The sequence below is a fragment of the Acinetobacter lwoffii genome (assembly GCF_024129685.1).
Classification (GTDB): domain Bacteria; phylum Pseudomonadota; class Gammaproteobacteria; order Pseudomonadales; family Moraxellaceae; genus Acinetobacter; species Acinetobacter lwoffii_X.
In genome coordinates, this window is the sequence record NZ_JAMXXL010000002.1 from 83,664 (window position 1) to 97,456 (window position 13,793).

The window sequence follows — 13,793 nt, forward strand, 5'->3', positions numbered from 1 at the left end:
CAAAGCCTGTATGATGCAGGCTTTTAGCGAAGTTTTTGATTTAACTCACTTAAGAATATTTCAGCATCAAGCTGGCTTTGAAATACTTTTTTGTATTCTCCGACCTGCTGAATGGAATGCGGCGTATATTGAATGGAGATTTCAAGTAAGCCATTTTCAGGATTCTTGCTGACATGTACGGCAATAATATGCTGGCTATTTAAATAAAAACCATCTTCAATTTTCACTAACATATCTTGGACAACCTCTAGTAAGCGAATCTGTAGATCCCTTTACCTAGCTTACAGCTTAATAAACAAATACTCTTTTCCGTATAATCATACTGTAACACCCTTTGGTACTTACCTAGGCCTTTAGAGAAATTCAACTGTATTTAAAGCCAGCATTTGAAATAAACAGGAAATAAAAAACCGGATCAGGTCGATCCGGTTTTTTATGAATATTGATGTTATACGCTGAGCATACTATTGAGTGTCTCAGACACATTTTTAGATTTAACCAGTGGCTTTAAGGTTTCAAGCTGTGCTTTCACTTCACTGCGTTGCGGTTCTGCCAAGGTATACCAGCGTGACAATACCTGTAGCAAACGTGAGCCTACAATCGGATTTTTCTCGTCCAGATATTTTGCCAGTCCAATAAAATGCTGCACGCCAAAGCTCCAGGTATTGACCGGATTAGCATTCAGCCCCCCGCTCACTGCACGGATACGGTTAGGCACAGCCAGATCATAATCCGGATGCTGGGTCAGATACGCAATCGTTGCATCCGTTGCTTTTGGATGTGCTGCCTGAACCATAAACCATTGGTCTAAAGACAAGGCTTCATCTTCAAAGCGGCTATAGAAATCTGCCAAAGCTTCTTCTGCTTGTGGTGCATCATTCCAGACCAAGACTTTCAGCGCACCCAAACGTTCAGACATATTCCCCGTGTGATATTGCTCATAGGCTAAATCAAAGGCAAATGCATCTCCCTGACGAGCCATCATCGTCAGCATAATATTTCTTAAAGCACGCACACCCATCGCTTGTGAGAATTCAGATTGCAGATCAGGATCCAGATTAAGATAAGTTTCTTTCGCTGTTTCTCCAAAAGCACGTGCCAGAGTATGTAGCAAAGCCTCACGCTTTTCCTGAATCATGACCGGATTATAATCCTGATCAATACGGCTACCTAAATAACCTTCCGACGGTACATCAAACAGACGTGATGCCAACAGCGGATCTTTCTCAATCACATCCGGCAAGGTATTGAGCATAGCCTCGATATAAATTTCTGCAGGCTGGTCATCCAGCAAGATACGCTCGAGTAAGGTCTGAGTTGCTTGCCACTGGTTAAAACCATTGGTCTCGTATTGCAACAGGAAAGCCAGTTCTTTTTCTGAATAGTCAAAGTCCAGATTCACCGGTGCAGAGAAATTACGCAGCAAGGACACCACCGGTTTTGCTGTCACACCGCTAAATTCGATCGTGGCTTCATCCTGATCAAACAGATACACGCCATCTTTGACGCCATTTTCAAAGAGTGCCTCAGAGTTCAGCGTTAGCTGCTCACCGCTTTCAGCATCAAACAATGCCAAAGCCACTGGAATTGGAACTGCTTTCAGATTCGGGTATTTGGCATGCGGTTTCAGGCTTTGCTTGAAGTGAAGACGATAGATTTGGGTCTCAACATCGTACTCAGCTTTTACTTGCAATTTAGGCGTACCTGGCTGGTTGTACCAGGTCAGGAAGTTTGAAAGATCCACACCTGAACCTGCTGTAAGCGCGGCCACCCAATCCTCAACTGTTACCGCCTGACCATCATGACGGCGGAAATATTCATCGGTTCCCTGACGGAATTTTTCCTTGCCAAGCAAGGTCGCCATCATGCGGTTAATTTCCGCACCTTTTTCATAAACAGTGGCAGTATAGAAGTTGTTAATTTCTACAAAATGATCCGGACGCGGTGGATGCGACAGCGGCCCTGAATCTTCCGGGAACTGATGCGCTTTGAGAACTGCTACATCATCAATACGTTGTACCGCAGCCGACTGTAAATCTTCCGAGAAAGACTGGTCACGGAATACAGTCAAGCCTTCTTTCAAACATAACTGGAACCAGTCACGACAGGTAATCCGGTTACCAGTCCAGTTATGGAAATATTCATGTGCAATGACTGACTGCACTCGCATGATTGCGGCATCAGTGGTGTACTCTTCATCGGCCAGCACGCATGAAGTATTGAAGATATTCAGACCTTTATTTTCCATGGCACCCATGTTGAATGCACTGGTCGCCACAATCATGTAGTTATCCAGATCATAAGACAGACCATAATGCTCCTCATCCCAACGCATGGAATGTTTGAGCGCTTCCATGGCGATCTTGCATTTTGGAATATCTTTTTCTTCTGCATAGATTTCCAGAGCTACATTGCGGCCTTCCGATGTGACATAAGAATCTTTCATCACGGCCAGATCACCAATCACACAAGCGAACAAATAGCTCGGTTTCTTGGTCGGATCCTGCCACACGGCATAGTGACGATTGGCATCGACTTCACCGGTTTCCAGCAGGTTACCATTTGCAAGCAAAACCGGATATTTCTTATCTGCTTCGACACGCGTCGTAAAGACCGACAACACATCTGGACGGTCTGGATAGAAAGTAATTTTACGGAACCCTTCTGGTTCATTTTGGGTCACAAACAGATCTGAACTGGCCTGATATAAACCTTCCAGCATCGTATTACTTTCGGGGTGGATTTTAACCACAATTTCAAGCAACACTTGATCAGGTGCATTGGCAATGACCAGCTGTTCAGCATCCAAGTGGTAGTCACTGGCATTCAGGGTTTGACCATTTAACTTAATCGATTGCAGCTCTAGATCGCGGCCAAGCAGAACCAGATCGCCAGCAGTTTGGCGCTGCATCTCCAGCTTGCTGCTGACCAGACTGTGGTCACTATAGACTTGGATATTCAGGTCGATGGAATCAACAATAAAGGAAGGTTTTTGATAGTCTTTTAAATAAATGGTTTGATCCGCTTCGATCACCGGGTTTGCCGCAATATTCATGTCCTGTCCTAATCTTTTATCGTGTTCGACATTGTTCATGTCAAAATCATACGCCAAGTTTTAAACGCTGTCTGTGCATTTGTATTGTTAGATCTAATATGGGCATTTCATGCACCACTTTCAATGCATTCTGCCTAATTGAGCAGCACTCGACTCTACATAAGAAATATCTGTGCCATAAAAATAGTCAGGATCATAATTTCTGACATTTTCATAAATAACTGATTTAAAAATATATAATTTTATTTGCTGAGTACCGAATAAATTCTGATTAATAAATGAGCACACTTCTTGCTACAGTTAAACTGTGTTTTTCCACACTTCCAATGAAAGAATAATGATAACGATGATGAGGTGAGCCATGTATTTAAAACAGCATGTTGTACGGATCGAAAATATCAAAACTTTGCAGACCCTGGATCAGGCCAATATTGACCATAAAGTGATTGCCCTGTTGATGAGCTGTGAAGGCATTCCGCTTCAGGCCCATGAAGTGACTGCCATTCTCAACACCTACGATGCACTCGGTGCCAAAAAAGTGCCCTCTAAAAAGGTTCAGGCCTTAATTCATGCCAAACACCGCGGCGAGGAGGACGACACATTACCCTGCCCGGTTTAAAAAACGTCATTTCATGTTTTTAAAATCAGAGCTACTTCGGTAGCTCTTCTCTTGTTTGGGTGACTAATTTTGATTTAGAAAAATTGCACCAGTCCACTACGTTTGCATCTCATCAGCCGTGTATAATCAAATGCCCTTCCATTCTAGAGTTGCTCGCGACCATGGTATTCAGTGTTCTGCAAAAACAGCTTGATGAAAGTACTCACTGCCCATTGTGTAAGGCATCGATGTATTGGATTGAGGCAGAACAATATGATCAGGAGCTGAGCTATCATGAATGCAGCCATTGCCAGCATCAGCTTTACTCCGATCAAAAGCACAATTGTTATTGCGAACAATGTCTGGCGCAGCGTAAACGCATGCTCAAGGAAGTCCGTTTACAGGAAAACCGTCAATATCATAAAAAACAGGATCGGCCGGTTCTTGAGCTGAATCAGCTCAGTTTTATCAATAAGCTGTTTTTACTTTCGGTTCTGGATGAACAGGTGCAGGAATATAGTCAGCACCGTGAATATATTGACTGGCATCAAATTCGATATTATTCCATCAGTCCCAACTATCTGTTTCAGCATGGTCTGGTAAAAATCCTAATCAGGGATCAGGTTCTGATTCCCAAAGATCTCCAGCAGGAAAATCAGCATTATTATATTAATGTGCGACTGGATGGTTATTCTGAACCGACCCTGTTCAGTATCACCCAGCAGCTGCGCAACTGGTTTTATCAAAACCTGAGCCAAGGTGTGCCCTTTAAAAGTGCAGATGAAGTCAAAGATGCACTCTATTGCCTGCTATATGAAGAAATCATTCAGTTTGCCCAATTCTATTGCCGTAGCTGGAATGTGCAAATTGCCGGAAATCAGAGCTTTCAGACCTTTTGCTATCGTCTTTTGGATGTACTGGCTGTGGGTCAGATTTATTATCTGGTGCAGACCGGGCTGGAATATCTATATAAACAAAAAGCCCTCAAGCCCCGCAATGAAAACTTTATTAATACCAATCTGCTGAAAAAAACCTTGCAGCAGTACCGCGAACGTTCAGTTACAGAAAAATGGGAAACCTCTACCCTGCCGCGTCCACCGCAACTGGCATTCAGCAAGATGAGCGAAATCCTGTTTTATCGGTTTTTGGGCTATGATGAAAATATCTTCTTTCAGCCGGTGTGGCGTTCGTGGCACAAGATCGAACCTCGCCTGAAATTTTATTCCCAGAAACGTTGTATGCACTGCGGCTCACAGGAACTGTCGGTGGATTATGATGCCAGTGACTATGTCAGCCTGTTCTGTCGTAGCTGCAAGCATCAAGACCATTATTTTACCCGCTGACCGAATACAACGAATCTTTCTCCTATTCTAAATGACCACGATGACTACTTCGATGCAAGCATTACAGCAAACACTTCTGGACCAGATCTGTGAAGCCTGGTTGAAACTTCAGCAACAGCAACCCCTGGTGCATATCATGACCAATACGGTGGCCAGCAACTATGTCGCCAATATTGTACTGGCTGCACATGCTTCTCCGGCCATGATCGACAATCCTTTTGAAGCTGAAAGTTTTGCCAAGATTGCAGCAGCAATCAGTCTGAATCTGGGTACACCAACTACCGAGCAGGTTCAGGCGATGCAGATTGCTGCGAAAACTGCACATCAATTGCAAAAACCGTGGGTGCTTGATCCGGTCGGTTATGGAACAGTTCTGCGCTGGCGTTCTGGCGTCGTAGATCAGTTGATGCATTCCCAGCCTACGATTTTACGAGGCAATGCTTCTGAAATTGGTGCTTTGGCTGGCAAGCAGATCGAGTCCAAGGGTGTAGACAGCACAGTAGACAGTGCGGATGTTTATTTACAGGCGCGAAGTTTGCTGGATCATTGTGAATGTATCGCAATCTCCGGTGAATCTGATTACATTATTTCGAAAGACTATCCTGTGATACAGGTGTCAGGCGGTTCTGCTTTACAGCCCCGAATCACGGCGATGGGATGTGCGCTCGGTGCACTGATTGCTGCATATAGTGCAGTAACGTCTCCCGTCCTTGCTGCATTGACTGCGCATGTACATTTTGCAATTGCCGGTCAATTGGCATTTGAACCTGCGCAACAGTTAGGCTGTTTTAATGTCGCCTTTCTGGATGAAATCCATCAACTCAATACTGAAACAATCCGACAATACGCCAACTTTAAAATTCTGCCAGAATCCATTTAGTTTACGGGTCACTTCATGGGTGTTTATTCTCTTTAATAGATAATCATCCCTATTTAGATTGATCCTACTCATTTGCTTTATTGATCTCCTTAGAAATGTTCTGCCTAGCTCTTTCGGAGATCATTTTTGAGTAGTTTTATTCTGAACTGAGTAGGCTTTATACAACTTATCTAGTGATTTCCACACAAACGGTTTCCATTTTACTTAAGATCTGTTTGCATCACGCAAATCTAGTTCATGTGAATTGTAGTTCAATTTTTTGTCAGTATTTAAATATGACTTTTAAGTTTTGATTAACAGGTTACATAAATCAATATTTAAAGCCTGATCATGCTTATTTTTGATTGCTGATTTGACTTTTTCGGCTTTAAAATTTCAGTGCAATACTAGGATATTCAGCTCAATCGGGAACATGACTAATAGTATGAATAGACTAATAAAAATCAGTTCAAACAATGAGCTAACTTTGATTTCAATAAGTCAGCTTTACAAATATGCATTAAAAAAGCCAGCTGCCACTAAAGCAACTGACTTTTAAGATTTGAATAAATAACGTGTTTAAAACACCTATTTAACCTGCGTAATGAATGCTGACCGACTTGATACGATTGCTTTCAATTTCAGTGACTTTGAACTGTACACCTTGATAATTTAACTCGGTGCCCACGTCAACCGTACTGTTGGTTTTATCCAGAATCAAACCCGCAACACTGATATAACCGGCATCTTCATCAATCAGATCAATCATGCCAAGTTCCAGTTCAAGCTGATAAAGATCTAACATGCCCGATGCAATCCAGTGCGTATCATCGATTTTAACTAGATCTAGCTGTTCATCAGCATCCGGGAATTCACCGGCAATTGCTTCAAACACATCTAGCGGTGAAATCAGACCCTGCACATTACCAAACTCATCACTCACCAAGACCAAAGAACCTTTAGAGGTACGCAAGGTATTGATTGCGTCAATAACTTTCATTTTTTCAAAGATATAAATTGGGCGATGACGTTTAATCAGTGCTTTTAATTCTTCCGGCTCTTCCAGTACATCCAATAATTCTTTGGCACGTACTACGCTAATCACCTTATCTAGGCTACCGCGACATACCGGGAACAGACTGTGTGGAACAGATAGAATTTTTTCACGGATCTGTTCTGGGCTATCTTCCAGATCAACCCATGAAATCTGACCGCGCGGCGTCATGATCGAAGCGACTGAACGCTCTGCAAGGGTAAGTACCCCACCAATCATATAGCGCTCTTCATCTGCAAAGGTTTCTTGTGCCTCATTATTTTGAGTATCTGTCGTCTCTAACTTGCCACCCATTAACTTTAGGATCGAGTCAGCCGTACGATGACGCAAAGGAATCTTAGATTCATGTTTAGCAGCATTACGCTGACCAAACTGGTTAAATGCTTCAATTATGATCGCAACACCAATACCTGAATAGATATAGCCTTTAGGAATATGGAAACCAAAACCTTCTGCAATTAGACTGATACCAATCAAAAGTAGGAAGCTTAAACACAGAATCACCACGGTTGGATGACGGTTCACAAAATTGGTCAATGGTTTCGATGCCAGTAGCATCACGCCCATTGCGACAATCATGGCAGCCATCATGACATAAATATTGTCGACCATACCAATGGCGGTAATCACTGAATCTAAAGAGAAAACAGCATCTAAAACAACAATCTGTGCAACAACAGCAGTGAAACTTGCATATACCACATTGGTAGACACTGTGACTTCAGGTTTACCTTCAATCTTTTCATGCAGCTCAGTAACGGCCTTATACACCAGGAACAAGCCACCAAATAACAAGATCAGGTCCCGACCGGAGAAGGTCCAGTCAAACACAGTAATCAATGGTTGTGTCAAAGTGACCAACCAGGCAATGGCAAATAACAGGCCTAGACGCATGAATAATGCGAGAGACAAACCAATAACACGTGCTTTATCGCGTTGTTCAGGAGGAAGTTTTTCAGCCAGAATGGCAATGAAGACTAGGTTATCAATACCTAAAACAATTTCAAGAATAATAAGAGTAATTAAACCTACCCAGATTCCGGGATCTAATAAAAATTCCATTAGAGAATGACCCCGTTCGAGTAAGCTAGAAATAGAGATGGAAGATCAACGCACGGCGAGGGATCCATTAAAATTTAACCTATGCAACTTAAGACTATTCTATTATGCATAAACTGAGTATTTTGTAATGTATTAATTTACAAAAAAATTACATGATCATGATTTTATTGAGACTTTTATGATCAACTGATTGATGCTGAAACTGATTAATTTTAATTTTTTCTACATCATTTATTCAAATTGAATTAAAAATAAACAGAATTTAGTTTGATTAGACCATTACTTTTAAGGTCACTTAAAGATTAGAGCATAAACTATTTTTTTATTGAAAGAACAATCACTTAAAAATATAGCTGTAAATAATCATTTACTATATTGACTAAAACCACTCAATCACCCTATATTTCTTAAATCGATTAATTTATTGAAATACAATTATTTGCATTAAAACCTATTCAGACAGGCTGCTTAAGAACAATAAAAAGTCTTGGAAAACATTTCTACTCACGAAATACATAATGAGGAATTAAATTTATACAAAATATTATCGCCTTTCATCCGATTTTAAAGAACAATCTTCGCGCCAGATAAGGCTCACATGCAGAACTGATCAACTCCTTGGGATGTTAAGCAAAACTAAAAAGTGTTAGCGCTTTAACATTTTTAAAATAAAGGTTGAAATATGCATAAACTTTTTCATAAAATGAACGGGCCCTAGAAAAATAAATACAAGGAACATTTCATGACTAAGAAATATGCAAAATTTTTGCCGTGTACGGAAGAATTTAATTTAGAAAACTTTCCATATTATTGGGTAACTCAGGTTCATGCTCAATACGTCGTTAATGTCGATCATGCACTAAAAAAGTATGGTGTTGACAATTCCCGCCGCCGCATCCTTCTTGCACTAAAAGCCAAACCGCATGCCAGTGTTTCTGATTTGTCAGAGATGGTTGTTTCTAAAATGTCGACCACGACTAAAATTGTCTACCGCTTAAAAGACGAAGGTCTGGTTGAAACCTATTCATGTGAGGATGACGCACGGATTACCCGAGTATTTTTGACTGACAAAGGCATGCAAATGACACATAAGATCAATGATCTGACCAATGTCGTACTGGAACAGTCATTTGAAGGCCTGACGCCTTTGCAAATTGAAAAAACCATGGAAAGTTTACGTCATATTTTCAAAAATTTAGCTCGTTAAAGACCTACTTTTTATTTTAAATAGACGCTGGCGAATTGGCGCATACTTTATAATAATAAATAATTCGCCAGAGCTTTCTAAAAATCAAAAAAGTTCAGTTGTGGACTGACTTTTTTGATTTTTTCTTTTGGTACATGTGAGCATTCAAAATCTTCTACCGGAAAGCCCTCTACAAAGCTACGAATATCCGGATGCCTTAGCGTTAGCCATTCTTGCAGTCGCTGCTGTGGAATCACAATAACCGAGCGTTTGATATTACCCGGCTCATGAAACTCCTTCATCATGGGATGGTCAATTGCATCCATGGTAATCATACTGGCAGAGCGTACAATTTCACCTTGTACCCGAGCAATCTCATACACAGCTGCAATAAAAGTCGCCTGACCATCTTTACGTCTTACACCCCAACGCTGCGGTTTATTGTCAAAATATTTGGACTCATAAAATTCCGATACCGGAATGACGCCAAAATGACATTTGGCGGTGGCTTCAGCGAAGGTGGGCCTTTGCAGTAAGGTTTCATTTCTGGCGTTATAGGTCTTGGTGCCTATAGTTTTGTCTTCTGCCCATTTCGGAATGAGTCCAAAATTCACAGGACGCCATTCCAGTCCTTGAGCTGAATGAAACAAAAGCGGTGTAGCATAATTGGGATAAACCTCCTCTGGATATTCAAAAGGAATTTCTGGCAATCCCAGATTATGCAACTGCTCTAAGGTTAAAGGCTTAAAATTGGCGCACATGGCTCATATATGTAAATCATTCGACCATTAGATTATACCGTGCTGCCAAGTCGAAGCCTGTCGTATTTCTATAGTTTTAGGCGTGTTGACTGTTATGAATTCGGGACAGTCAACCAATGTGTCCGGGTAAATTCCTCAAAAATCCAGCGGCCATTAAAACGACCCAATCCTGAATTTTTCTCGCCACCAAAGGGTGCATTTGACTGGTCTGCAACACTAATGCCATTAATATGTGTCATCCCAATATCCAGTTGTGCCGCAAACGCGCAGCCTCGCTCCATGTTTGAGGTACATACTGCACTGGATAAGCCAAACTCGGTCGCATTGGCTAGGTTTAAAGCATGTGCTTCATCCCGGGCTTTTAAGATAGGTAAAATCGGACCGAAGCTTTCTTGCTGCGCCAGATCGGAATCTTCCGCAACATCAATAAAAATATGCGGAGAAACCAGATTCCCTTCAATTCCTCCTTCATAGACCAGTTGCGCGCCCTGCTCGCTGCCCGTTTGAATGATCTGTTGATGCTTTTTAACCTGACTCTGGTTAATGATCGGACCGATCATGGTATCTTCCAGATTTGGATCACCCACCGGAATCATTTTGATCCGATCCAGAAGCTTATCTACATAGGCATCATAAATAGAGGCATCGACAATAACCCGATTGGTACTCATGCAAATTTGTCCCTGATGCATAAAACGCCCCATCAGCGTCAGTTCAACTGCTAGATCAAGATCGGCATCATCCAGAATGACCAAAGGCGCATTGCCACCCAGTTCAAGTGCCAGACGTTTGATGCGGGGACTAGCCAAGGCTTTGCTACCGACACTTTTCCCCACTTCAGTCGAACCGGTAAATGAAATCATTTTCGGCACTGAATGCTCAACAAAATAATCCCCGATTTCACTGCCAGCACCGGCAACAATATTCAGTGTACCTGCAGGCAAACCTGCTTCTTCAAATAGCTTGCCGATTAAGGTGCCGCCAGTCACCGGCGTATCACTGGCCGGCTTCAATACAACGGTATTGCCACAGGCAATTGCAGTAGCCACTGAGCGTAAGGATAAATGAAATGGAAAGTTCCATGGACTAATGACAGCAATCACGCCTAAAGGCTTACGCAAAACTAAACTTTTACGTGCTGGATCTTTGCTTTCCAGCTGTTCAGTTTGGATCTGATCTGGAAAAGCCAGACTTTCCAGAATGATGCCCAGAGCAGCATCTACCTCAACGCCAGCTTTAATACGTGTACTGCCTGATTCAATAATCAGCCAGTCAATGATTTCATCACGACGCTGCTGAATAATTGTGATCACATTTTGCAACACTGTCTTTCGTACTTCAGTGGAATTCAAAACACCCTGCTGAAAAGCCTGCTCTGCTGCGGTATAAGCACTGTCTACATCGACAGAACTGGCAGCTGCCATGCTAAAAATTTCGCTCTGGGTATAGGGATTGATATTTTTTATTGTTCTGGTTGAAGTACCGCCTTGCCACTGGCCATGAATAAATTGCTGATCTAAATTTTGATATACTGTTGTCATTTTATTGTTTCCTCGCATGCTTTGCCCCACTTTAAGAGTTCGGCTGGAAAATTTCTAGTCAGAACGACAGCGGCTTACCATTAGACAATAAAAAAGCCTCCGAAGAGGCTTTTTTAAGCTAGACAGGATTAGTCACCTGTATAACCTTTTAACTTTAAACGCGCTGCGTGCAGAAGCGGCTCGGTATAACCTGATGGCTGCTCACCACCTTTAAAAATCAGGTCAGATGCTGCCTGGAACGCAATATTGTTGGCAAAGTCAGCAGACATTGGCGTATACAGTGGATCATTGGCATTTTGCTCATCCACAATTTTCGCCATACGTTGCATCACTTCTTCTACTTGCTCACGACTTACGATACCGTGACGCAACCAGTTCGCAACGTGTTGTGAAGAAATACGTAGAGTCGCACGATCTTCCATTAAACCGACATCATTGATGTCTGGCACTTTAGAACAACCTACACCCAAATCTACCCAACGAACGACATAACCCAAGATACCTTGACAGTTATTTTCGAGTTCTTTGGTTTTTTCTTCTTCAGACCAGTTGGTGTCTTTCGCCAATGGCGGTGTCAACAAATCATCCAGAGATAAAGGTTGAGTCGACAATAGCTCTTGCTGACGGTCTGCAACATTAATCTGGTGATAGTGAATCGCGTGAATCACCGCACCTGTAGGTGATGGAACCCATGCACAGCTCGCCCCCGCTTCAGGATGTTCAGTTTTGGTTTTGTACATGTCAAGCAGCATGTCTGGCTTTGGCCACATGCCTTTACCAATCTGTGCTTTACCACGTAAACCTGCTTGCAGACCAATCATCACGTTACGGTTTTCATAAGCCGGGAACCAGATTTGGCCTTTTACTTCGCCTTTACGAACGAATGGACCAGCTTCCATAAAGGTATGGATTTCGTCACCAGTACGGTCCATGAAACCTGTATTGATGAAGATAGTACGATCTTTGGCTTGTGCAATACAGTTCTTCAAGTTCACAGAAGTACGACGTTCTTCATCCATAATCCCGATTTTTAAAGTTTTTGCAGGTAAGCCGAGTGCCTGTTCTGCACGTTCAAACAATTCAACGGCAAATGCCACTTCTTCAGGACCATGCATTTTCGGCTTAACGATATACATTGAACCTTGACGCGAGTTCTTGATGGTGTTTTCACCTTTGATGTCTGCAAAAGACAATAATGGCGTAACCAATGCATCCATGATGCCTTCATAGATTTCTGCGCCATCTACCAGAATCGCAGGGTTCGTCATTAAATGACCAACATTACGTAGCAACATCAATGAACGGCCGTGAACTTTAGTTTCACCACCTTCTACATTTTTGAAAGTACGGTCTTCATTCAGTTTACGGGTAACAGTTTTACCGTTTTTCTCAATAGACTCCTCTAAAGTACCTTTCATTAGGCCTAACCAGTTACGGTAGCCTTCCACTTTTTCTTCAGCGTCAACGGCTGCAATCGAGTCTTCCAAGTCCTGAATGGTCGTAACCGCAGCTTCAAGAACCACATCTTTTACACCAGCGGCATCAGTTTGGCCAATCGGGCTGCTGGCATCAATTTGCACAATAGCGTGCAGACCATTATTTTTAAATACGATTTCAGTCGGTGCTGAAGCTTCGCCATTGTAGCCAACGAATTTAGCCGCATCTGCCACAGTTGTTTTTGAACCGTCTTTTAGGGTAACAACCAGTGCATTAGCTTCAACTGCGTATTGAGTTGCGTCCGCATGCGAACCTTGTGCCAGTGGGAAAGTTTCGTCGAGGAAATTCTTGGCAAATGCGACAACTTTTTCACCACGTTTCGGGTTATAACCTTTGCCTTTTTCCGCACCATCTTCTTCAGAGATGACATCGAAACCGTAAAGTGCATCGTACAAAGAACCCCAACGTGCGTTTGCAGCGTTCAAGCAGTAACGTGCATTACGTACTGGTACCACCAACTGTGGACCTGCCAGTATTGCAATTTCTTCGTCTACATTTTCAGTGCTGATTTGAAAATCTTCTACTTCTGGTAACAAGTAGCCAATTTCAGTCAAGAAAGCTTTGTAAGCTTGTAATTCAAATGTGTTATTGCGGTGCCATTCATCAATTTTCGCCTGAATGTCATCACGCTTAGCCAAAAGTGCTTTATTTTTAGGGCTAAGATCAACAACGACTTGTTCAAAGTTTTTCCAGTATGTTTCGCTGTCTAAACCAGAACCTGGTAGTGCTTCATTTTCGATGAAATCGTAAAGTTCTTTAGCAATCGCTAACTTGCCTTTTTGAATACGTGCAGTCATTGTCTTTCCTGATATTGCTACTTTTTATACAAGAGATTCT

Annotated in this window: 10 protein-coding genes; 4 read left to right on the forward strand and 6 right to left on the reverse strand. The window is 42.2% G+C overall.

Going from position 1 to position 13,793, the window contains the following annotated elements:
* Positions 1-23 precede the first annotated feature (23 nt).
* Both NI464_RS01330 and pepN read right to left on the reverse strand, forming a co-directional pair.
* Complete coding sequence (locus NI464_RS01330; RefSeq protein WP_004278836.1) at positions 24-233, reverse strand: hypothetical protein; 210 nt, start codon at positions 231-233, stop codon at positions 24-26.
* A gap of 215 nt (positions 234-448) precedes the next feature.
* The gene (gene pepN / locus NI464_RS01335; protein ID WP_253137643.1) at positions 449-3,055 is read right to left on the reverse strand and encodes an aminopeptidase N; all 2,607 of its coding nucleotides are present in this window, start codon (positions 3,053-3,055) and stop codon (positions 449-451) included.
* A 361-nt stretch (positions 3,056-3,416) separates the two neighbouring features.
* Between pepN and NI464_RS01340 the strand changes: the two genes are divergently transcribed.
* From NI464_RS01340 to thiM, 3 genes are all read left to right on the forward strand, one after another.
* Complete coding sequence (locus NI464_RS01340) at positions 3,417-3,674, forward strand: hypothetical protein (RefSeq protein WP_004278839.1); 258 nt, start codon at positions 3,417-3,419, stop codon at positions 3,672-3,674.
* Positions 3,675-3,835: 161 nt separating this feature from the next.
* Positions 3,836-4,996, forward strand: coding sequence for a hypothetical protein (locus NI464_RS01345; RefSeq protein WP_004278840.1), 1,161 nt, complete (start codon positions 3,836-3,838; stop codon positions 4,994-4,996).
* 31 nt (positions 4,997-5,027) lie between these two features.
* Positions 5,028-5,876: a hydroxyethylthiazole kinase gene (gene thiM / locus NI464_RS01350; RefSeq protein WP_004731465.1), complete on the forward strand. Its 849-nt coding sequence runs from the start codon at positions 5,028-5,030 to the stop codon at positions 5,874-5,876.
* Between the two features lie 571 nt (positions 5,877-6,447).
* Here thiM and NI464_RS01355 read toward each other — a convergent pair.
* Entirely contained in the window at positions 6,448-7,971 is a 1,524-nt protein-coding gene (locus NI464_RS01355) for a TerC family protein (protein WP_004731467.1), read from the reverse strand.
* A gap of 742 nt (positions 7,972-8,713) precedes the next feature.
* Here NI464_RS01355 and NI464_RS01360 point away from each other — a divergent pair.
* Positions 8,714-9,178 (forward strand): MarR family winged helix-turn-helix transcriptional regulator, encoded by a 465-nt coding sequence (locus NI464_RS01360; protein WP_004278843.1) that lies wholly within the window; start codon positions 8,714-8,716, stop codon positions 9,176-9,178.
* A gap of 77 nt (positions 9,179-9,255) precedes the next feature.
* On the opposite strand, the gene NI464_RS01365 is transcribed toward NI464_RS01360, so the two are convergent.
* The 3 genes from NI464_RS01365 to NI464_RS01375 form a co-directional block, all read right to left on the reverse strand.
* Positions 9,256-9,918: an SOS response-associated peptidase family protein gene (locus tag NI464_RS01365; protein ID WP_004278844.1), complete on the reverse strand. Its 663-nt coding sequence runs from the start codon at positions 9,916-9,918 to the stop codon at positions 9,256-9,258.
* Positions 9,919-10,010: 92 nt separating this feature from the next.
* Positions 10,011-11,459 (reverse strand): aldehyde dehydrogenase family protein, encoded by a 1,449-nt coding sequence (locus NI464_RS01370; RefSeq protein ID WP_004731470.1) that lies wholly within the window; start codon positions 11,457-11,459, stop codon positions 10,011-10,013.
* 128 nt (positions 11,460-11,587) lie between these two features.
* Positions 11,588-13,753, reverse strand: a complete 2,166-nt coding sequence (locus NI464_RS01375) for a malate synthase G (RefSeq protein ID WP_004278846.1) — start codon at positions 13,751-13,753, stop codon at positions 11,588-11,590.
* Between the last annotated feature and the right edge of the window lie 40 nt (positions 13,754-13,793).

Bases quoted from the DNA above. Each gene is read 5' to 3' on its own strand.
- thiM (WP_004731465.1), top strand. From the start codon at position 5,028: ATGACCACGATGACTACTTCGATGCAAGCATTACAGCAAACACTTCTG.
- NI464_RS01365 (WP_004278844.1), bottom strand. From the start codon at position 9,918: ATGTGCGCCAATTTTAAGCCTTTAACCTTAGAGCAGTTGCATAATCTG.
- NI464_RS01375 (WP_004278846.1), bottom strand. From the start codon at position 13,753: ATGACTGCACGTATTCAAAAAGGCAAGTTAGCGATTGCTAAAGAACTT.
- NI464_RS01330 (WP_004278836.1), bottom strand. From the start codon at position 233: ATGTTAGTGAAAATTGAAGATGGTTTTTATTTAAATAGCCAGCATATT.
- NI464_RS01340 (WP_004278839.1), top strand. From the start codon at position 3,417: ATGTATTTAAAACAGCATGTTGTACGGATCGAAAATATCAAAACTTTG.
- NI464_RS01370 (WP_004731470.1), bottom strand. From the start codon at position 11,459: ATGACAACAGTATATCAAAATTTAGATCAGCAATTTATTCATGGCCAG.
- NI464_RS01345 (WP_004278840.1), top strand. From the start codon at position 3,836: ATGGTATTCAGTGTTCTGCAAAAACAGCTTGATGAAAGTACTCACTGC.
- NI464_RS01360 (WP_004278843.1), top strand. From the start codon at position 8,714: ATGACTAAGAAATATGCAAAATTTTTGCCGTGTACGGAAGAATTTAAT.
- pepN (WP_253137643.1), bottom strand. From the start codon at position 3,055: ATGAATATTGCGGCAAACCCGGTGATCGAAGCGGATCAAACCATTTAT.
- NI464_RS01355 (WP_004731467.1), bottom strand. From the start codon at position 7,971: ATGGAATTTTTATTAGATCCCGGAATCTGGGTAGGTTTAATTACTCTT.